This is a genomic window from Pseudoxanthomonas sp. Root630, assembly GCF_001427585.1.
Taxonomy (GTDB): domain Bacteria; phylum Pseudomonadota; class Gammaproteobacteria; order Xanthomonadales; family Xanthomonadaceae; genus Pseudoxanthomonas_A.
This window is the reverse complement of sequence record NZ_LMGY01000016.1, coordinates 64,193-83,079: the sequence shown is the minus strand read 5'-3', so window position 1 is coordinate 83,079 and position 18,887 is coordinate 64,193. Positions and strand designations below refer to the sequence as shown.

Annotated in this window: 17 protein-coding genes and 1 other RNA gene; 14 read left to right on the top strand and 4 right to left on the bottom strand. The window is 66.9% G+C overall.

All coding sequences use genetic code 11. The features are described from left to right. Positions 1 to 67: 67 nt before the first annotated feature. Positions 68 to 421: a transfer-messenger RNA gene (ssrA, locus tag ASD72_RS20640) on the bottom strand. 187 nt (positions 422 to 608) lie between these two features. Then, positions 609 to 1,097 (bottom strand): SsrA-binding protein SmpB, encoded by a 489-nt coding sequence (gene smpB, locus ASD72_RS12650; protein ID WP_056880316.1) that lies wholly within the window; start codon positions 1,095 to 1,097, stop codon positions 609 to 611. Positions 1,098 to 1,138: 41 nt separating this feature from the next. Between smpB and ASD72_RS12645 the strand changes: the two genes are divergently transcribed. Together ASD72_RS12645 and ASD72_RS12640 are read left to right on the top strand one after the other, a co-directional pair. Then, complete coding sequence (locus ASD72_RS12645) at positions 1,139 to 1,567, top strand: type II toxin-antitoxin system RatA family toxin (RefSeq protein WP_056880315.1); 429 nt, start codon at positions 1,139 to 1,141, stop codon at positions 1,565 to 1,567. A gap of 1 nt (position 1,568) precedes the next feature. Next, positions 1,569 to 1,820: an RnfH family protein gene (locus ASD72_RS12640; protein ID WP_056880314.1), complete on the top strand. Its 252-nt coding sequence runs from the start codon at positions 1,569 to 1,571 to the stop codon at positions 1,818 to 1,820. A gap of 9 nt (positions 1,821 to 1,829) precedes the next feature. On the opposite strand, the gene bamE is transcribed toward ASD72_RS12640, so the two are convergent. Next, positions 1,830 to 2,222: an outer membrane protein assembly factor BamE gene (gene bamE / locus ASD72_RS12635; protein WP_056880313.1), complete on the bottom strand. Its 393-nt coding sequence runs from the start codon at positions 2,220 to 2,222 to the stop codon at positions 1,830 to 1,832. A gap of 102 nt (positions 2,223 to 2,324) precedes the next feature. On the opposite strand from bamE, the gene fur reads away from it, so the two are divergent. After that, complete coding sequence (gene fur / locus ASD72_RS12630; protein WP_056880312.1) at positions 2,325 to 2,729, top strand: ferric iron uptake transcriptional regulator; 405 nt, start codon at positions 2,325 to 2,327, stop codon at positions 2,727 to 2,729. Between the two features lie 105 nt (positions 2,730 to 2,834). On the opposite strand, the gene recN is transcribed toward fur, so the two are convergent. Next, positions 2,835 to 4,502 (bottom strand): DNA repair protein RecN, encoded by a 1,668-nt coding sequence (recN, locus tag ASD72_RS12625; RefSeq protein WP_056880311.1) that lies wholly within the window; start codon positions 4,500 to 4,502, stop codon positions 2,835 to 2,837. A gap of 127 nt (positions 4,503 to 4,629) precedes the next feature. Between recN and hrcA the strand changes: the two genes are divergently transcribed. The 11 genes from hrcA to ASD72_RS12570 all read left to right on the top strand — a co-directional run bounded on the left by hrcA (position 4,630) and on the right by ASD72_RS12570 (position 18,877). Then, entirely contained in the window at positions 4,630 to 5,679 is a 1,050-nt protein-coding gene (hrcA, locus tag ASD72_RS12620; RefSeq protein ID WP_056880310.1) for a heat-inducible transcriptional repressor HrcA, read from the top strand. 41 nt (positions 5,680 to 5,720) lie between these two features. After that, a complete protein-coding gene (grpE, locus tag ASD72_RS12615; RefSeq protein WP_056880688.1) occupies positions 5,721 to 6,242 on the top strand; it encodes a nucleotide exchange factor GrpE in 522 nt (173 codons plus the stop codon). Between the two features lie 110 nt (positions 6,243 to 6,352). Further along, the gene (dnaK, locus tag ASD72_RS12610) at positions 6,353 to 8,275 is read left to right on the top strand and encodes a molecular chaperone DnaK (protein ID WP_056880309.1); all 1,923 of its coding nucleotides are present in this window, start codon (positions 6,353 to 6,355) and stop codon (positions 8,273 to 8,275) included. A 94-nt stretch (positions 8,276 to 8,369) separates the two neighbouring features. Continuing rightward, positions 8,370 to 9,491 (top strand): molecular chaperone DnaJ, encoded by a 1,122-nt coding sequence (dnaJ, locus tag ASD72_RS12605; protein WP_056880308.1) that lies wholly within the window; start codon positions 8,370 to 8,372, stop codon positions 9,489 to 9,491. A 110-nt stretch (positions 9,492 to 9,601) separates the two neighbouring features. Then, entirely contained in the window at positions 9,602 to 11,488 is a 1,887-nt protein-coding gene (locus ASD72_RS12600) for a DUF3857 and transglutaminase domain-containing protein (RefSeq protein WP_155944631.1), read from the top strand. 17 nt (positions 11,489 to 11,505) lie between these two features. Beyond that, positions 11,506 to 12,621: a prephenate dehydrogenase gene (locus ASD72_RS12595; protein ID WP_056880306.1), complete on the top strand. Its 1,116-nt coding sequence runs from the start codon at positions 11,506 to 11,508 to the stop codon at positions 12,619 to 12,621. Continuing rightward, on the top strand, positions 12,618 to 13,328 hold the full coding sequence (locus ASD72_RS12590; protein WP_056880305.1) for an MOSC domain-containing protein: 711 nt from the start codon (positions 12,618 to 12,620) through the stop codon (positions 13,326 to 13,328). Before ASD72_RS12595 ends, ASD72_RS12590 begins: the two co-directional genes overlap by 4 nt. Before the next feature lie 135 nt (positions 13,329 to 13,463). Next, the gene (locus ASD72_RS12585; RefSeq protein ID WP_081420322.1) at positions 13,464 to 14,780 is read left to right on the top strand and encodes an EAL domain-containing protein; all 1,317 of its coding nucleotides are present in this window, start codon (positions 13,464 to 13,466) and stop codon (positions 14,778 to 14,780) included. 45 nt (positions 14,781 to 14,825) lie between these two features. Beyond that, the gene (dapB, locus tag ASD72_RS12580) at positions 14,826 to 15,545 is read left to right on the top strand and encodes a 4-hydroxy-tetrahydrodipicolinate reductase (RefSeq protein ID WP_056880304.1); all 720 of its coding nucleotides are present in this window, start codon (positions 14,826 to 14,828) and stop codon (positions 15,543 to 15,545) included. 226 nt (positions 15,546 to 15,771) lie between these two features. After that, positions 15,772 to 16,905 carry a glutamine-hydrolyzing carbamoyl-phosphate synthase small subunit gene (carA, locus tag ASD72_RS12575; RefSeq protein ID WP_056880303.1) on the top strand — a complete coding sequence of 378 codons (1,134 nt, stop codon included), beginning with the start codon at positions 15,772 to 15,774 and terminating at the stop codon, positions 16,903 to 16,905. Positions 16,906 to 16,978: 73 nt separating this feature from the next. Next, on the top strand, positions 16,979 to 18,877 hold the full coding sequence (locus ASD72_RS12570; RefSeq protein WP_162250387.1) for a S9 family peptidase: 1,899 nt from the start codon (positions 16,979 to 16,981) through the stop codon (positions 18,875 to 18,877). Positions 18,878 to 18,887 lie beyond the last annotated feature (10 nt).

Here is an 18,887-nt window from a genome sequence, read left to right as displayed (position 1 = left end):
GATGACCCGCCGCCGGGCGCCGGAAACGAAAAGGCCGGACCCTCGCGGGCCCGGCCTTTTCGCTGAATGGTGGAGGTGGGCGGAATTGAACCGCCGTCCGAAGGCACTCCATCCCCGGTACTACATGCTTATCCCGCCGTTGGATCTCGTCCTGCAGCAGCACGGTGGGCAAAGCGCACCGCAGGACCAGCCTGTTTTAGGTTGACCGGGTGCTGACAGGCAGCCACTCCCGGCGATTCCGTGATAATGACCTTACGCTGCGAGCACGGACACAAGCAGTTTCAGGGCTTACGCCTTAAGCGGCGAGAGCGTAGTTGTCGTCGTTGGCAACTAGAGTTTTGCCGCTGGATTTACGAGGAAAGCTGCCCCCTCGGCATGCACCAGGCAACTTCGCAACCCCCGTCGAAGCCAGTGCACCCCCGGGAGTCAGAAACGTCCTGACGAAGACCAGTGTAGGGGCGGGGTGCGAAGGTGACAAGGACGGGGGTGACGGGTGGTCAACCGGCCTTCACATGGTGGAACGCGTCATGCGGGAGCGACGCAAGCCGCGATCCCGCCATCCGGACGCCCTCTCCCGACTTGCGTCGCTCCCATCGTGTTCCTGGATTTCACGCGTCTTTGTTGTGCTGGCGCATCACGCGCGATTTCTCGCGGGCCCAGTCGCGGTCCTTCTCGCTGGCGCGCTTGTCGTGGGTCTGCTTGCCCTTGGCCAACGCCAGTTCGGCTTTCACCTTGTTGCCTTTCCAGTACAGCGAAGTGGGCACCAGCGTGTAGCCGTCGCGCTCCACCTTGCCGATCAGGCTGTCGATCTCGTTCCGGTGCAGCAGCAGCTTGCGCGTGCGACGGTCGTCGGCCACCACGTGGGTGGAGGCCTGGATCAGCGGGGTGATCTGCGCACCGAACAGGAAGATCTCGCCGTGGCGGATCGTGGCGTAGGCCTCGGTGATGTTGGCGCGGCCGGCACGGATGGCCTTCAGCTCCCATCCCTGCAGGGCAAGGCCCGCCTCATGGCGCTGTTCCAGGTGGTACTCGTGCCGGGCGCGCTTGTTCAGCGCGATCGTGCCCGTTGCTTTATTCTTGTCCGGTTTCTTTGCCATCCGTCCTATTGTCGCCGAAGGCGGAACCTCACGCGAGCCACATGCAAACGATCCGCCGCAGCGCCCTGGTCGAACACTCGGCCACCCGGATGTTCGACCTGGTCAACGACGTGGCGGCCTACCCGCGCCGGTTCGACTGGTGCAGCGCCGCGCAACTGATCGAACAGGGCGACGAGCGGCTGGTGGCCCGGCTGGACCTGGGCCTGGGTTCGCTGCGGACCTGGTTCACCACCGAGAACGTGCTGGACCGGCCACACCGCATCGACATGAACCTGGTCGACGGCCCGTTCCGCAAGTTGCACGGGCGCTGGGACTTCCACGCGCTGGACGAATCCGCCTGCAAGGTCACGCTGACGCTGGAGTTCGAACCTTCCAGCCGCCTGCTCGCGCCGGCGATGGCGCTGGGCTTCCAGAGCCTGGCCGACCGCATGGTCGACGATTTCGTGCGGGCCGCGGACCGCGGCGTCTGAGATGCGGGTGGAGGTGATCCGGGCGTGGCCGCACCGCGTGGAGTCGGTGGTGCTGGACCTGCCCGAGGGCTCGACGGTGGCGGACGCGCTGTCAGCCAGTGGGCTCGACGGCCTCACCCCGGCGCAACCCACGGCGATCCATGGATTGATGGCGGAAGGCGGCGCGCTGTTGCGGGAGGGCGACCGCGTGGAGGTGCTCCGCCCGTTGCTGCTGGATCCGAAGGAAGCGCGCCGCCGACGGGCGCGCAGGTAACGCCTCGCCTCAGCGGCGACGGCCCTTCTTCTTTTCCTTGGCCAGGTTCGGGCCGAACTTGCGCACGTCCTTCGACAGCTGCAGGTCGGCTTCCGGGAAGTACTCGCCTTCCCAGCTGGCGAGGGTGTCGCCGTTGAACAGCAGGGTCAGGTTCTTCACTTCCGTCGTGCCGCGGCGGTTGGTGCGGTTGCTCGCGGTGTAGTCCCAGCGCTGCGCGTGGAACGGATCGGAAATGGACGGGCTGCCCAGCAGCGACTGCACCTGCTGCTTGCTCTGGCCCACCTGCAATTGGTCTACCGACGTCTTCTCGAGCAGGTTGCCCTGGTAGATCGGCTGCTTGTAGAGGATGCCGCAGCCAGCGGTGGCGGAAGCGAGGACGGCAACCAGCAGGAATTTGCGCATGGGACAGGTACGGTGGGAAACCGGGCCGATGATACACTCCCGCAGACCGCCGCAACCGAGCTTCAGGCAGCTGGCGCTAAACCGAGAGTGAACGGAGACGCCATGGAATCGCAGGATCTACGCAAAGTCGGCCTCAAGGTCACCCATCCGCGCATGCGCATCCTGGAGCTGCTGGAGCAGAAGACCTCCCAGCACCACCTGAGCGCGGAAGACATCTACCGGCAGCTGCTGGAGCACGGCGACGAAATCGGCCTGGCGACGGTCTACCGCGTGCTGACCCAGTTCGAGGCGGCGGGGCTGGTGCTCAAGCACAACTTCGAGGGCGGCCAGGCCGTCTACGAACTGGACCGCGGCGGCCACCACGACCATATGGTGGACGTGGACACCGGCAAGATCATCGAATTCGAAAGCAGCGAGATCGAGAAGCTGCAGCGCGAGATCGCCGCCAAGCACGGCTACGAACTCGAAGAGCACTCGCTGGTGCTCTACGTGCGCAAGAAGCGCTGATCGCCATTGGGGTTGGGTTGTGGAAGCGACGTCAGTCGCGATGGGGCATTATCTACCCGGCTTCGCGACTGACGTCGCTCCCACGAGACCAAGCAAGAGAAGGGATCAGACCGCGTTGGCGAGCAGCCGCTTCGCCGCCGCGTGTGCTTCCTTGCTGACTTCCACGCCGCCGAGCATGCGGGCGAGTTCTTCCTCGCGCTGCTTTGCGCCAAGCTTCTCCACCGCGCTCTGGGTCATGCCGTCGACCGGCGCCTTGCTGACCCGGTAGTGCGCATGGCCCTGCGCCGCGACCTGCGGCAGGTGGGTCACGCACAGCACCTGCCGTTGCGCGCCTAGCGCACGCAGCTTCTGGCCGACGATCTCCGCGACGGCGCCGCCGATGCCGGTATCGACTTCGTCGAAGACCATCGTCGGCACCGCATCCAGGCCGAGCGCCGCGACTTCGATGGCGAGCGAGATGCGGGCCAGTTCGCCGCCGGAGGCGACCTTGCGCAACGGGCGCGGCGGCTGGCCGGCGTTCGCCGACACCAGGAACTCGGAGCGTTCGGCGCCTGACGCGTCGGGCCGTTCGCTGTCGTGCGGTTCCAGCGCCACCTCGAAGCGGCCGCCGCCCATGCCGAGTTCGGCGATCAGTGCGGTGGTGGTTTCGCCCAGGGCCTTGGCGGCGCGCTGCCGCGTACGGCTCAGCGCGCTGGCGGCGGTGCGCCATTGCCCGCGCGCGGTCTCAATCTCATCGTTGAGCTTCAGCAGGCGCTCGCCGGCACCGCGCAGCGATTCCAGTTCCATCGCCAGCCGGTCGTGCTGCTCCTGCAGGCCGTCCAGCGGCACGCGGTGCTTGCGGGCCAGATCGTGGACGCGCGCGAGCCGGCGCTCCAGCGCGTCGAACTGGCCGGGATCGGCGTCCAGGTCGTCGCGTACCTGGCCAAGCAGCGCCAGGGCCTCTTCGATCTGGATCGTCGCGCTCTCCAGCAGATTGTCGACATCCCGCAGCCGCGGTTCGTGTTCGACCTGGCGGGCGAGGTCCGCGCGGGTGTGCTGCAACTGGCGCGAGAACGACGGCGCATCGTCGCCCGACAGGCCGACCAATGCGGCGTCGCAGGCGGCGATCAGGCCGGCGGCATGCGCCTGGCGGCGATGGCCCGCGACCAGGGCTTCGAGCGCGGCGGGCGCCAGGTCTTCGCGCTGCAGTTCGGCGAGCTGGTGCTCCAGGTAGTTGATGCGATCGGACACGTCGCCCTGGCCCGATACTTGTTCGCGTTCGCCCAGCAAGGCATTCCAGTGGCGCGCGGCCTCGCGGACGGCGCGCGCTTCGGTCTGGTTGCCGGCATAGGCGTCGAGCAGTTCCAACTGGCTGTGGCGGGCCAGCAGCGCCTGGTGTTCGTGTTGGCCATGGATCTCGACCAGGCGGCCGGCCAGGTCCGTCAGCTGGGACAGGGTGACGCTGCGTCCGTTGATCCACGCGCGGGAGCCGCCATCGGCGCGGATGACGCGGCGCAACTGGCATTGACCGTCGTCGTCCAGCTCATGGTCAGCCAGCCAGGCGAGGGCGGGCGAGCCGGCGGCCGGCTGGAATTCCGCGGACAGTTCCGCGCGTTCGGCGCCGTGGCGGACCACGCCGCTGTCGGCGCGCAGCCCGGAGAGGAAGCCCAGCGCGTCCACGAGCAGCGACTTGCCCGCGCCGGTCTCACCCGAAATGACCGTCATGCCCTCGCCGAACTCCAGTTCGGCAGCACGGACGACGGCGAAATCCTTGATCGCGAGATGGGTCAGCATGGCGATAGTGTAGGGCCGGGCGATGGCGGTTCGAAGACGCGCGATGCTCGCCGCCCGGCGTCGCACCGGTCGAGACGCGGCCGTCGGGTGCTTGCGGGGGGCGCTGCGTTGGCGCTATCTATGCGGTATGTCTTCGATGTCGCCCCCGCTGGACCCGCGCGCACGCCATCTGCTGCGCACGCTGATTTCGCGCTACATCCGCGACGGCGAACCGGTGGGTTCGCAGACCCTGGCCCGGCATGCCGGGCTCGAGGTCAGCCCGGCCACGATCCGCAACATCCTCGCCGAGCTCGAAGAAGTCGGCCTGCTGAGTTCGCCGCACACCTCGGCCGGTCGGATCCCGACCGCACAGGGCTACCGGGTGTTCGTCGACAGCCTGGTGCAGGTGAAGTCGCTGGGCGAGGGCGAGGTGGCGCGGCTGCGCTCCGAGCTCCCCAGCGGTGCGGGCACGCAGGCCCTGCTGGGCAACGCGTCCGAGCTACTGTCGGCGATGACCCACTTCGTCGGTGTGGTCAGTGTGCCCAGGCGCGAGCAGTTCGCGTTCCGCTACATCGACTTCGTGCCCCTGGATGGCAAGCGGGTGATGGCGATCCTGGTGTTCGCCGACAACGATGTGCAGAACCGGGTCATCGAGACCCGCCGCCCCTACGAACGCTCGGAGCTGGAGCGCGTCTCCAACTACCTGAACACCCAGTTCGCCGGCCGGCCGCTGGCGGACATCCGCGCCACCCTGCTGCGCGACCTGCGCACGGCCCAGACCGAAATGGAGGGCCTGCTGGCCGAATCCATCGAGCTGGCCGAACAGGCGCTCACCCCGCCGAACGACGACGTGGTCCTGGCCGGGCAGACCCGCCTGATGGGCGTGCAGGAGCTCGCCGACCTGGAGCGGCTGCGCGACCTGTTCGAGGCCTTCGCCCGCAAGCGCGAGATCCTGCAGCTGCTGGAACGCACGATCCGCGCGCCGGGCGTGCGGATCTTCATCGGTGAAGACACCGGCCTGGCGCCGCACGACGGGGTCTCCGTGGTGACCGCGCCGTACATGGCCGGCGGCCAGGTGCTGGGCGTGCTGGGGGTGATCGGGCCCACGCGGATGGCCTACGACCGGGTGATTCCGGTGGTGCAGGCGGCCGCCGATGTCCTGGGCGCGGCCTTGAATCCGGAATCGCCGACCCCATAGGTTCCCGGTTGGGCGGCTGGACCTGCCGCCAGGGAACCGAAATGAACGAACCGCACGACCACGATGCCATGCCGGGCGACGCGCCCGAGTCCACCGATACCGATGCCGCGCTGCTGGCCGAGCTGGAAACGCTGCGCAACGAGCTGGACCAGTTGCGCGCCACCACGCTGCTGGAGCGCGCCGACCTGGAGAACCAGCGCAAGCGCGTCGCGCGCGACATCGAGCAGGCCCGCAAATTCGCCAACGAGCGCCTGCTGGGCGACCTGCTGCCGGTGTTCGACAGCCTGGATGCCGGCCTGGCCGCCGCCGGTGCCGAGCCGAGTCCGCTCAAGGATGGCCTCGAGCTGACGTTCAAGCAGCTGTTGAAGGTCGCGGGCGACAACGGCCTCGCGTTGCTGGACCCCACCGGGGAAGCCTTCAACCCCGAACACCATCAGGCCATCAGCCAGGCCGACGCACCGGGCGCGGCACCCGGCAGCGTGGTGCAGGTGTTCCAGAAGGGCTACGTGCTCAATGGCCGCCTGCTGCGCCCGGCCCTGGTGGTCGTGGCCAAGCACGACTGAACGGCCTCGCGACGGCGCTTGAACCGAGCCATCGCACCCCTATATCGGGACCATCCACCCGGCCGATCGCCGGGTCCAACATCAGCATTCGCTAGGGAGCGACATCCATCATGGGCAAGATCATCGGCATCGACCTGGGCACGACGAACTCGTGCGTGGCGATCATGGACGGCGGCAAGGCCCGCGTCATCGAGAACTCGGAAGGCGACCGCACCACCCCCTCCATCGTGGCCTACACGAAGGACGGCGAGGTGCTGGTCGGCGCCTCGGCCAAGCGCCAGGCCGTCACCAATCCGAAGAACACCTTCTACGCGGTGAAGCGCCTGATCGGCCGCAAGTTCACCGACGCGGAAGTGAAGAAGGACCTGGACCTGGTCCCGTACGACATCATCGCGCACGAGAACGGCGACGCCTGGGTGCAGACCAACGACGGCAAGAAGCTGTCGGCGCAGGAAATCTCCGCGCGCATCCTGGAAAAGATGAAGAAGACGGCCGAAGCCTTCCTGGGCGAGACCGTCACCGAAGCCGTCATCACCGTGCCGGCGTACTTCAACGACAGCCAGCGCCAGGCCACCAAGGACGCCGGCAAGATCGCCGGCCTGGACGTCAAGCGCATCATCAACGAGCCCACCGCGGCCGCGCTGGCCTATGGTCTGGACAAGGGTGAAGGCGGCGCCGACCGCAAGATCGTCGTCTACGACCTGGGCGGCGGCACCTTCGACGTGTCGATCATCGAGATCGCCAACGTCGACGGCGAGAAGCAGTTCGAAGTGCTGGCGACCAACGGCGACACGTTCCTGGGTGGCGAGGACTTCGACAAGCGCGTCATCGATTACCTCGTCGAGGAATTCCAGAAGGACCAGGGCATCGACCTGCGCCGGGATCCGTTGGCCCTGCAGCGCCTGAAGGACGCCGCCGAGCGCGCCAAGATCGAGCTGTCCAGCTCGCAGCAGACCGAAGTGAACCTGCCGTACGTCACCGCCGACGCCTCGGGCCCGAAGCACCTCAACATCAAGCTGACCCGCGCCAAGCTGGAAGCGCTGGTCGAAGACCTGGTGAAGAAGACGATCGAGCCGTGCCGCATCGCGCTGAACGACGCCGGCCTGCGCGCCAGCGACATCGGCGAAGTCATCCTCGTCGGCGGCCAGACCCGCATGCCGAAGGTGCAGCAGGCGGTGGCCGAGTTCTTCGGCAAGGAGCCGCGCAAGGACGTCAATCCCGATGAGGCCGTGGCGCTGGGCGCCGCGATCCAGGGCGGCGTGCTGGCCGGCGACGTCAAGGACGTGCTGCTGCTCGACGTGACCCCGCTGTCGCTGGGCATCGAGACGCTGGGTGGCGTGTTCACCAAGATCATCGAGAAGAACACCACCATCCCGACCAAGGCCTCGCAGACCTTCTCCACCGCCGAGGACAACCAGTCCGCGGTGACGGTGCACGTGCTGCAGGGCGAGCGCGAGCAGGCCCGCTTCAACAAGTCGCTGGCCAAGTTCGACCTGTCGGGCATCGATGCCGCGCCGCGTGGCATGCCGCAGGTGGAGGTGTCCTTCGACATCGACGCCAATGGCATCCTGCACGTGTCGGCCAAGGACAAGAAGACCAACAAGGAACAGAAGGTCGAGATCAAGGCCGGTTCCGGTCTGTCCGAGGACGAGATCGCGCGCATGGTGGCCGATGCCGAAGCGCATCGCGAAGAGGACAAGAAGTTCCAGGAACTGGTCCAGGCGCGCAACCACGCCGACGGCCTGATCCACGCCACCCGCGGCGCGATCGCCGAGCACGGCAGCAAGGTGCCGGGCGATGTGATCGGCAAGGTCGAGGCGGCGCTGGCCGACCTGGAAACCGCGATGAAGGGCGACGAGAAGTCCCAGATCGAAGCCAAGGCCAAGGCGCTCGAGGAAGCCGGCCAGTCGCTGTACGCGGCGGCCGCTTCCAGCGAACAGCCGGGTGCCGGTGGCGCGGGCGGCGGTTCGTCGGCACCGGCCGACGACGTGGTCGATGCGGAGTTCACCGAAGTGAAGGACGACAAGAAGTAATCCCGGCCCACGGGATGCGGCGAACGGGAGACGTGGCCTGCCACGGCCTCCCGTTTTGCCATCCGGCGACCCTGCGAGATCAGCCAGACAGCACATGAGCAAGCGCGATTACTACGAAGTCCTGGGCGTGGCCCGCGACGCCAGCGACGAAGACCTGAAGAAGGCCTATCGCCGTTGCGCGATGAAGCACCATCCTGACCGCAATCCTGGCGACGCCGCGGCGGAAGCCGCGTTCAAGGAATGCAAGGAAGCCTATGAAGTGCTGTCGGACGGGGCCAAGCGCCGTACCTACGACGCCCATGGGCATGCCGCGTTCGAGCACGGCATGGGCGGCGCCGGCGGTCCTGGCGGCCCAGACATGGGCGACATCTTCGGCGACATCTTCGGCAACATTTTCGGCGGCGGTGGCGCGCGTGCCGCGCGGCGTGGCGCCGATGTCGGCTACGTGATGGAGCTGGACCTGGAGGAAGCGGTCGCCGGCGTCGAGAAGCGGATCGAGATCCCCTCGCTCGTCGCCTGCACGCCCTGCAACGGTTCCGGCTCCGCCGACGGCAAGGTGGAGACCTGCAGCACCTGCGGCGGGCGGGGCAACGTGCGCATGCAGCGCGGCATCTTCGCCATGCAGCAGGCGTGCCCGGCCTGCGGCGGCCGCGGCCAGACCATCAAGAATCCCTGCACCGAGTGCCACGGCGCCGGACGTATCGAGGAAGAGAAGGTCCTGTCGGTCAAGATCCCGGCCGGCGTGGACAGCGGCGACCGCATCCGCCTGACCGGCGAAGGCGAGGCGGGACCTCCCGGCACGCCGCCGGGCGACCTGTACGTGGAAGTGCGCGTGCGCGAGCACGATATCTTCCAGCGCGACGGCGACGACCTGCATTGCGAGGTGCCGATCCGCATCTCGCAGGCCGCACTGGGCGACACGGTACGCGTGCCGACCCTCCATGGCGAAGCGGAGATCCGCATTCCCTCCGAGACCCAGACCGGCAAGCTGTTCCGCCTGCGCGGCAAGGGCGTGAAGTCCGTCCGCAGCCGCAGCGAGGGCGACCTCTACTGCCGCGTGGTGGTGGAAACCCCGGTCAACCTGACGCCCGAGCAGCGCGAGCTGCTGGAGAAATTCGAGGCGACGTTCGTCGGTGAGGAAGCGCGCAAGCACTCGCCGAAATCCGCGACCTTCCTCGATGGCGTGAAAGGGTTCTGGGACCGCATGACGTCCTGAGTCCATGCGACACCCCGCCGCCCGCGGACGCGTGCGGCTTGTGGCATCCTGCGACGGCCCCGGCAATCCCGGGGCCGTTTTCATTCACGTCCACGAGGAAGGGAGATCGCGTGCGTACGAACATGGGGAAGGGGTGGGGATGGTTGGCGCTGGTCGTCATGGCGCCCGCCTGGGCGGCCGATGACCGGCCCTTGCAGGTCGAGCGCGAGTCGACGCGCTTCGTACTCAATGCAGACGGCAGTTTCGTGCAGGAACAGGAGACCGCGATCAAGGTGCTGAAGGACAGCGCGCTGGAAGCGGCCAAGGATGCATCGGTCAGTTACAGCACCAGCATCCAGAAGGCCGAGGTGGTCGAAGCCTACACGTTGAAGCCCGACGGCCGCCGCGTCGATGTGCCGCGTGGCAACTACCAGGTCAGCAGCAGTTCGGGACGGGAAGGCGATTCGCCGATCTACTCCGACCAGACGACGCTCACCGTCGTGTTCCCGGAGCTCGCTGTCGGCGACACCACGGTCTTCACGTACCGGGTGACGGCGACGCAGCCGATGTTCCCGGGCCACTTCTCGGTGATCCGCAATTACAGCCCCGCGGCGTACTACGGCGACGTGAAGGTGACCATCGACGCGCCCGAGGCCATGCAGGCCACCTGGCGCAACTGGCAGATGACGCAGCCTGCGGTCGAAACCCGCGACGGTCGCCGGATCGTCCGCTGGCAATGGAGCAACCGCCAGCCGGTCGACCGCGAAACCCTGCGCGATACGGTCTTCACCGCCGACCGCTATCCGGGCTACGCGTTCTCCACCTTCGCGCGCTACGCCGACATCGCCGCAGCGTACGGTGGCCCCGCCAATGCGAAGGCGGCGCTGACGCCACGGCTGCGCTCGCTTGCCGCGGAGATCGCAGGCAAGAGCAAGGACCCGCGGGAGACGGCGAAGAAACTCTACGAATGGGTATCCACCAAGATCACCTATGCAGGCAACTGCATCGGCCTGGGCGCGGTGGTCCCGCGCGATCTTGACGTGGTGCTCGACAACCGCATGGGCGACTGCAAGGACCATGCGACCCTGCTGCAGGCGCTGCTGAAGGCGCGCGGCATCGACAGTACCCAGGCGCTCATCAACGCCGGCGGTACGTATACGTTGCCGGACATCCCGGTCGCGTCGGTCGTCAACCACGTGATCAACTACATCCCCAGCCTGGACCTCTACGTGGACTCCACCGCGGCCACGGTGCCGTTCGGCAGTCTGCCGGACGGTGCGGCGGGCAAACCGGTACTGCTGGTGGACGGTCATCGCGACGGCACCACCACGCCGGTGACGCAGGTCGGCTCGGAGTGGCAGAAGCTGCACACGACCCTCCGCATCCAACCGGATGGTTCGATCAAGGGCTCGCAACGGGTCGAGTTGAGCGGGCGGATGGCGGTCGCGGCGCGCGCGCAGTTCCGCAACGTCGGGGCGAGCGATGTCGACAAGCTGGTGCGCAATTACTTCCGCAGCAGCGCGCTGACGGCGAGCGGCAAGGTGAAGTACGACGATCCCGTGCCGATGCTGGAAACCTTCAACATGGATGCGGACTTCGAAGTCCACCAGATGCTCCCGACGAGTGGCGGCTTCCAGGTGCAGCCCTGGTTCCTCAACTTCACGCCGGTCTCCATGCTGGTGGCCTCGCAACTCGGCGATCCCGACCAGCCCGCGGGCGAGAGCAGCTGTGGTGCCTACCATTCGGACGAGGAGTACACCTTCGAGTTCCCGGCATCCATGCGGATCGTTGCCGTCCCGAAGGACGTCAGCCTGCGCGAAGGTACGCTCAGTTATGTCTCGACGTTCCGGCAGGAGGGCGCACGCCTGCACGTGCGGCGCACGCTGGACGATCGCACGCCCGGCCCCGTGTGCTCGCCGGAGTACAACGACGGCTTCGCCCGGGTGATGCGGAAGATCATGCCCGAGCTGCGTGCGCAGGTCGTGTACCTGACCGCGGAAGGAGCTACGCAGCAGTGAGTGCCCCGGTGCCACGCGTGACGCCCGTCTCCCGTCCGCTGATCGGTATCGTCGGCAGCGCCGGCGCGTACGGACGCTGGCTGACGCGCTTCTTCCACGCGCGAATGGGCCTCGAGGTCATCGGCCACGACCCGGCCGATGCCTCGAGCATGGCTGAAGCGGACCTGGTCGCGCGCGCCGACGTACTCGTGTTCTGTGCGCCCATCCGCCACACGGCGGCCCTGATCGCGCGCTACGCCGATATCGCAGGCGGCGCCGAATCGGGCCGGCTGTGGTTGGACGTGACCTCCATCAAGGCGGCGCCTATTGCGGCAATGCTCGCTTCGCGGGCCGAGGTCGTAGGCCTGCATCCGATGACCGCACCGCCGAAGGCGCCGACGTTGAAAGGCCGGGTGATGGTGGTCAGCGAGGCACGGCTGGAGACCTGGCGACCCTGGGTCGCATCGTTGCTCGCCGCGCTGGAAGCCGAATGCGTGCAGGCCTCGCCCGAGCAGCACGACCGCGTGATGGCGCTGGTGCAGGCGATGGTCCACGCCACGCACCTGGCGCAGGCCGGCGTGTTGCGCCACGAAGCCGCGCATGCCGGCGACCTGGCGGCGCTGATGCCGTTCCGTTCGGCCTCGTTCGAAATGGATGCCGCCATCATCGCCCGCATCCTGTCGCTGAATCCTGCGATCTACGAAGACATCCAGTTCGGCAATCCCTATGCGGGCGATGTGCTGGCGTCGCTGGGGCGGCAGATCGGGCGCATGGCCGAATTGGTGGGCGAGGGGAGCGACGCGGCGCGCGCGGCGTTCCGCCGGGAGTTCCTTTCCGACAACCACGACGCCATCGGCGCCGCGATGCTCGCGGAAAGCAACTACAGCTATGAGCGTATCGGGTACCTGCTGGCCGACCTCGCCGGGCGGGAAGCGCTCAGCGTGCATCTGCCTGAGGATCGTCCAGGCTCGCTGCGCGCGTTGCTGCATGTGTTCGAACGGCATGGTGTCAGCCTGTCGTCCATCCACTCCTCGCGCACGCCGGAAGGTGAGGTGCACTTCCGGATCGGATTCGACGCGGATGTGGATGCCGTGGCGTTGGGACGCGCTGCAGCCGAGATCGATGCGAGCGGACTGGGCAGGGTGCTGCCATGACGTCGCCCCTCCTTACTGCCGCGACCTTCGTCATCGAAGATGTGCTCGTCGGCAAAGCCGTGCCATTCACCCGTGCCGGGAGCGTCAGCGCCATCGCCAAGGCGAGCGTGCAGGGCCCCCAGCGCGTCACCACGCTGGGGCTTGCCAGCGACGAGCAGGGCGACCTGCGGGTTCACGGCGGTCCCGACAAGGCCATCCATCACTATCCGCGCGACCATTACGCGCCCTGGCGGGAAGACGTCGGGCTGCACCCGTTGCTCGCGAGGGCAGGGGCGTTCGGAGAGAACATCAGCACCACTGGCATGACCGAGGCCGACGTATGCCTGGGCGATCGCTTCCGGTTGGGTTCGGCGCTGGTGGAGGTCTCGCAATCGCGTCAGCCGTGCTGGAAGCTGTCCGACCGTTTCGGGATTCCGGACATGGCGCGCCGCGTGCAGGACACCGGGCGTACCGGCTGGTACTACCGCGTGATCGAACCGGGCCAGGTGCAACAGGGCGATACCATCATGCTCGAGGCGCGTCCCTATGCTGCATGGCCGCTCTCCCGCTTCATCGATCTGCTGTACCAGCGCGCCATCGACGTCGGGGTGCTGCACGACCTGCTCGCGTTGCCGTTGGTGCCGTCGTGGCGGACGCTGTTCGAGCGACGGCTCGAACGAGGTGCGTTGGAAAACTGGCAGAAGCGCCTGACCGGGATCGCGCCGTAAGACTGACGTCGCGCGGCATCCACACGGCTTCGTGTAAACACGTTTACTCGACAGCGCCTCACAGGTCGCTCTAGCATCACGACCTCCATGCATCGGGGCATGCATCATGTTCATCGTCCGCAAGGAGTGTCGGAGATGAGTCGGGATCGCAAAGTGGCGTCGTTGTCGTCGGTGCGGCCCGCAGCAGCAGGCCCGGGCGTATCCGACGAAGAAGCCATCGCACTGCTGACGCGCATCGTCGCGGCGCAGGGCGAGATCGCAGCGGCGGGGCCCGAACCGCAGGATGTGGTCGATGCCATCACCTATCGCGCGCAGGAGCTCACCGGCTCGGCGGGCGCGGTGCTCGAAATCCGCGATGGCGACCTGATGCGTTATTGGTCGGCCAGCGGCATCGCCCAGAGCCAGATCGGCATGACGCTTCCCGTGGAAGGGAGCCTGTCCGGGCGCTGCATCACCGAAGCTCGCGTGCTGCGCTGCGACGACAGCGAGGACGACCCGCGTGTCAACCGCGATGCCTGTCGGCACGTGGGCCTTCGCTCGATGCTGGTCGCGCCGCTTCGGTTCCGCGGACAGGTGGTCGGCGTGCTGAAGGTGCTGGCCACCACGCCCCACGCCTATGACGACACCGCCTGCAAGACACTGGAGCAGTTGAGTACGCTGGTGGCCGCCAGCATGTACAAGGCGATCGAACATGCGCAGATGCGCGCAGCGCTGGAAGCGCGCATGGGGCAGGGCGAGCGTGATCGCAGGCATGTGCAGGACGCCCGCGAGCGCCTGCTGCAGGTGCTGGCGGAACGGCAGATCACGATGGCCCTGCAGCCCATCGTCCGCCTGGCGGACGGCGCCGTGGCCGGTTACGAGGCGCTTGCGCGGTTTCCCCTGGAATACGACCTGTCCACGGGGCGCTGGTTCGAGGACGCTGCGCGCAGTGGGCTCAGCGTCGAACTGGAGCTCGCCGCGGCCGCGGCCGCATTGACGCACCTGGCGGTGTTGCCGGCTGCGTCATTCCTTTCCATCAACATTTCGCCGGAGACCGCGTGCAGCGAGCGGTTGAGGAACCTCATCGCCGGGCATGATCCGCGTCGCCTCGTGCTGGAGGTCACCGAGCACACGGCCGTGGACGATTACGGGCGCTTGAACCAGTGCCTGTCGGCGCTGCAGGAAGTGGGCGTACGCATCGCCGTGGACGACACCGGCGCGGGTTTCGCGAGCCTCCGGCATGTGTTGCGGCTGGCGCCGGACATCATCAAGCTCGACATCACCCTGGTACGCGAAGTGGACCAGCGGCCGCGCATGCAGGCGCTGATCGCGGCCCTGCTGACGTTCGCGCAGGGCACGCGGGCCGACCTGATCGCCGAAGGCGTGGAGAACGAGCGGCAGCTCGAAACCCTCAAGCAACTGGGCGTACCGTTCGCACAGGGCTTCCACCTGGGATATCCGCAGACGCGCTGAGCGGTGGGGCTACGCCACGGCATGCGGGGCCGCTACCATGGCCCCATGAACACCGCCCCCACACGCCTGCTGATCCACGGTGCCTCCGGCCGCATGGGCCAGGCGCTGCTTCGTCTTGCTGCCGAGCAGCCTGCCCAGTACACCGTCGCCGCCGCCGTCACCCGCCGTGCACCGGCGCAGCGCGTGGTGGAGGGCGTGCCGCATTTCGCGGCGACGGAACTGTCGGGCGCACCCGCGTTCGACGTGGCGATCGACTTCAGCCTGCCCGAAGGCTTCGACCCGATCCTGGCGCTGTGCGTCGAGCGGGCAGTGCCACTGGTGTCCGGTACGACCGGCATCGACGAGGCCCAGCAGGCAGCACTGGCGGCGGCCGCAACGCGCATTCCGCTGGTGTGGGCAACCAACTTCAGTCTGGGCGTGGCGGTGCTGGCCGAGCTGGTGGAGCGTGCCGCGGCGGCGCTGCCCGGCTGGGGCGTCGATATCGTGGAATCCCACCACGTCCACAAGAAGGATGCGCCCTCCGGCACCGCATTGACCCTGGGCCAGGCGGCAGGCAGCGGCGGGCAACCGGTGCATTACGCCAGCCTACGGGCCGGCGACATCGTGGGGGAACATACGGTGCAGTTTGCGGGGCTCGGCGAACGGATCGAGCTGATCCACCGGGCCACCCACCGCGACATCTTCGCGCGCGGTGCCTTGCACGTGGCGCGGGCGCTGTCCGGCCGTACGCCGGGCGCCTACCGCGTGCGCGATCTGCTGGATTGACGCATCGCGTCACGCGATGGGTCGCGCCGCAACCTGAACACGCAACATCGCGGACAGGCGTGTTTCCTGCGGCCGGCTGCAAAAAACGGTGGCGCTGAACAGGGCTTCCCCGTACAATTCCCGCTCGCCTGTTACCCATCGCCACGGACCGGATGAACGCCGCGTCTGCGGTTTCTTGCAGCCGCAAGTCGGTGGGGCAGGGTTCCTTCACCCCAAGGCGAACCCAGTGACTCGACCCGCAATTCTCGTACTCGAAGACGGCACCGTATTCGAGGGCGAATCCGTAGGCGCAGATGGCCTTTCGGTCGGCGAAGTGGTGTTCAACACCGCGATGACCGGCTACCAGGAGGTCCTGACGGACCCGTCCTACGCCCGCCAGCTCGTCACCCTGACGTACCCCCATATCGGCAACACCGGCTGCACCGACCAGGACGACGAAGCGTCCAAGGTCTGGTGCGCCGGCCTGATCGTGCGCGACGTGCCGCGCCGCCCCAGCAGCTGGCGCAACCAGCAGGCCCTGCCGGAGTGGCTGCAGACCCGCGGCATCGTGGCCATCGCGGGCATCGACACCCGCAAGCTGACCCGCTTGCTTCGCGAGCGCGGCGCCCAGAACGGCGCCCTGATGGCCGGCGACGGCATCGACGTCGAGAAGGCGCTGGAAGCCGCACGCAAGTTCCCCGGCCTGAAGGGCATGGACCTGGCCAAGGTGGTCACCACCGACAAGGCCTACCCGTGGCGCGACGGCCAGTTGGACCTGGACCGCAATGCCTTCGTGCAGGCGCCGGCCAAGTACAAGGTCGTGGCCTACGATTTCGGTGTGAAGCACAACATCCTGCGCATGCTGGCCGAGCGTGGCTGCGACGTGACCGTGGTGCCGGCGCAGACCAGCGCGGCCGATGTGCTGTCGCTGCAGCCGGACGGCGTGTTCCTGTCCAACGGCCCCGGCGATCCGGAGCCGTGCGACTACGCGATCACCGCGATCCGCGAGTTCATCGCGCAGAAGACACCGACCTTCGGCATCTGCCTGGGCCACCAGCTGCTGGCGCTCGCCGCCGGTGCGAAGACCATGAAGATGGGCCACGGCCACCACGGCGCCAACCATCCGGTCCAGGACCTCGACAGCGGCCGGGTGATGATCACCTCGCAGAACCATGGCTTCGCCGTGGATGAGGCCTCGCTGCCAGCCAACGTACGGGTGATCCACCGTTCGCTGTTCGACGGCACCAACCAGGGCATCGAGCTGACCGACGCACCCGCATTCTCGTTCCAGGGCCATCCGGAAGCTTCTCCGGGGCCGCATGACGTCGCACCGCTGTTCGACCGTTTCGTCGCCTGCATGGAGCAGGCTCGGTCATCGTGAGGGGGATGGCCCAGTGCCATCGATTGTCCGTACCGGGCGGCGGGGGACGTCGCCCCATCTCAGGGAGTGGAAGATGAAAGTGATGGTCCGTTTGTTGCTGCTGCTGGCCTTGCTGCCGCTGCAGGGTTTCGCGCGTGAAGTGCCGATCCAGGATTTCTTCAAGGATCCCCAGTTCACGACCGTGTCGCTGTCGCCAGACGGCAAGCACATGGCGATCAATGTTCCCCAGGCTGACCGGACACTGCTGGCCGTCGTGCGTGTTGCCGATCAGGCGGTCGTCGGCAAGTTCGACTACGGCGAGAACCGGCACTTTCGTCAGGTGTACTGGGTCAACGACAACCGCCTCCTGTTCGTCGTGACGTTCAAGACGGGTCGTTTCGACTTCGAGACGGCGCGCGGCGACATGTACGCCGCCAACATCGATGGAACGGGACGACTCGATATTCCGAACGGCAACACGTACAGCATCGTCGATCTGACGCCCGAAGATCCGGATACGATCCTGGTCCAACGCTCCGTCGAGACGTCGTTCCTTTTCAAGCTGAACGTCAATAACGGCCGCATCATGAATGTGGCCAGTGCACCGGTCGAACAGGGCAGCTTCTTGGTCGACCACGATCGCAACGTGCGCTTTGTTGCGGGCGCCATGAACGACGGTCGCAACGTCACTTACCGGCGTGATGGCGACAAGTGGAACCTGGTGCACGAGAGCGAGCGCAATGGCGCGACCTACTATCCGTTGGGCTTCGACGCGCAGAACAAGCGCGTCTATATGGCGAAAGGCGCAGAAGGAAAGCCTGAATCCATTGTGCTGCTCGATGTCGATACCCGGGCCGAGACGCAGCTGTCGAGCAATGGCACCGTCAGCCCTTCCGGCTACCTTTGGAGCAGCGACCGCAAGACGCTGCTGGGCGTGTGGTACGAAGATGGTGTTCCTTACTGGGACTGGGTTGCTCCGGAGCATCCGGAAACCAAGGTCTACGCAGGCCTGACCAAGGCGTTTCCGGGCAAGGCCGTGCGCTTCCAGCGCGCTTCGGACAACGGGCGTTACTTGATGATGCAGGTGTATTCCGACGTCCAGGCGCCGGAGGCGTACCTGTTCGATCGGCAGACCGGACAGGCGCAGTTCCTGACCGCCAGCATGGGCTGGATCAAGTCCGAAGAAATGTCGCCGATGAAGCCCATCGTGGTGAAGGCTCGGGATGGACTTGAGCTGCATGGGTACATCACCCTCCCCAAGAACAGCAACGGCAAGAAATTGCCGCTGATCATCAATCCGCACGGTGGCCCGCATGGGCCGCGTGACGAGTGGGGTTTCAATCCGGAAGTCCAGTTGTTCGCCAATCGCGGCTACGCCGTGTTGCAGGTCAACTATCGTGGCTCCGGTGGTTATGGCAACGCGTTCGAGGGCATGGGTTACCGCAAGTGGGGTACCACCATGCAGGACGATCTGACCGACTCGGTGAAGTGGGCGATCGCCCAGGGCATCGCGGATCCGAACCGCGTGTGCATCTACGGTGCGTCCTACGGCGGCTACGCGGCGCTGATGAGCGTCGTGCGCGAACCCGATCTGTACCGCTGCACCGTCGGTTACGTGGGCGTCTACGATCTCGATGCGCAGCGCGATGCGGACTTCATGGGCCACGAAAGCGGTCGCAACTACCTGAAGGACGTCTATCCGCCGACGGCCGCCGAACGCATGGCGCAGTCTCCCGCCTTCGGCGTCGAGCGCATCAAGGCGCCGATCCTGCTGGTGCACGGCGAGAAGGATGTGCGCGTGCCGATCAAGAACATGCATTTCCTGATCTCACAGCTGGCCAAGGCCGGCAAGAAGCCGGACGACGTGATCGTGGAAAAGAAGGAAGCGCACGGATTCCGCGACCTGCAGAACAACGTCAACCTCTATACCAAGATGCTGGCGTTCTTTGACAAGTACATCGGGCCCAAGGCGCAACCCGCCGCGGCCCAGTAACCCTGGAAGC

What these genes read in the sequence shown, in the direction of transcription:
- fur (WP_056880312.1), top strand. Translation starts at nt 2,325, where the DNA reads ATGGAATCGCAGGATCTACGCAAAGTCGGCCTCAAGGTCACCCATCCG.
- ASD72_RS12585 (WP_081420322.1), top strand. Translation starts at nt 13,464, where the DNA reads ATGAGTCGGGATCGCAAAGTGGCGTCGTTGTCGTCGGTGCGGCCCGCA.
- ASD72_RS12640 (WP_056880314.1), top strand. Translation starts at nt 1,569, where the DNA reads ATGCGGGTGGAGGTGATCCGGGCGTGGCCGCACCGCGTGGAGTCGGTG.
- dnaJ (WP_056880308.1), top strand. Translation starts at nt 8,370, where the DNA reads ATGAGCAAGCGCGATTACTACGAAGTCCTGGGCGTGGCCCGCGACGCC.
- dnaK (WP_056880309.1), top strand. Translation starts at nt 6,353, where the DNA reads ATGGGCAAGATCATCGGCATCGACCTGGGCACGACGAACTCGTGCGTG.
- ASD72_RS12570 (WP_162250387.1), top strand. Translation starts at nt 16,979, where the DNA reads ATGAAAGTGATGGTCCGTTTGTTGCTGCTGCTGGCCTTGCTGCCGCTG.
- ASD72_RS12590 (WP_056880305.1), top strand. Translation starts at nt 12,618, where the DNA reads ATGACGTCGCCCCTCCTTACTGCCGCGACCTTCGTCATCGAAGATGTG.
- recN (WP_056880311.1), bottom strand. Translation starts at nt 4,502, where the DNA reads ATGCTGACCCATCTCGCGATCAAGGATTTCGCCGTCGTCCGTGCTGCC.
- dapB (WP_056880304.1), top strand. Translation starts at nt 14,826, where the DNA reads ATGAACACCGCCCCCACACGCCTGCTGATCCACGGTGCCTCCGGCCGC.
- grpE (WP_056880688.1), top strand. Translation starts at nt 5,721, where the DNA reads ATGAACGAACCGCACGACCACGATGCCATGCCGGGCGACGCGCCCGAG.
- hrcA (WP_056880310.1), top strand. Translation starts at nt 4,630, where the DNA reads ATGTCTTCGATGTCGCCCCCGCTGGACCCGCGCGCACGCCATCTGCTG.
- bamE (WP_056880313.1), bottom strand. Translation starts at nt 2,222, where the DNA reads ATGCGCAAATTCCTGCTGGTTGCCGTCCTCGCTTCCGCCACCGCTGGC.
- smpB (WP_056880316.1), bottom strand. Translation starts at nt 1,097, where the DNA reads ATGGCAAAGAAACCGGACAAGAATAAAGCAACGGGCACGATCGCGCTG.
- ASD72_RS12645 (WP_056880315.1), top strand. Translation starts at nt 1,139, where the DNA reads ATGCAAACGATCCGCCGCAGCGCCCTGGTCGAACACTCGGCCACCCGG.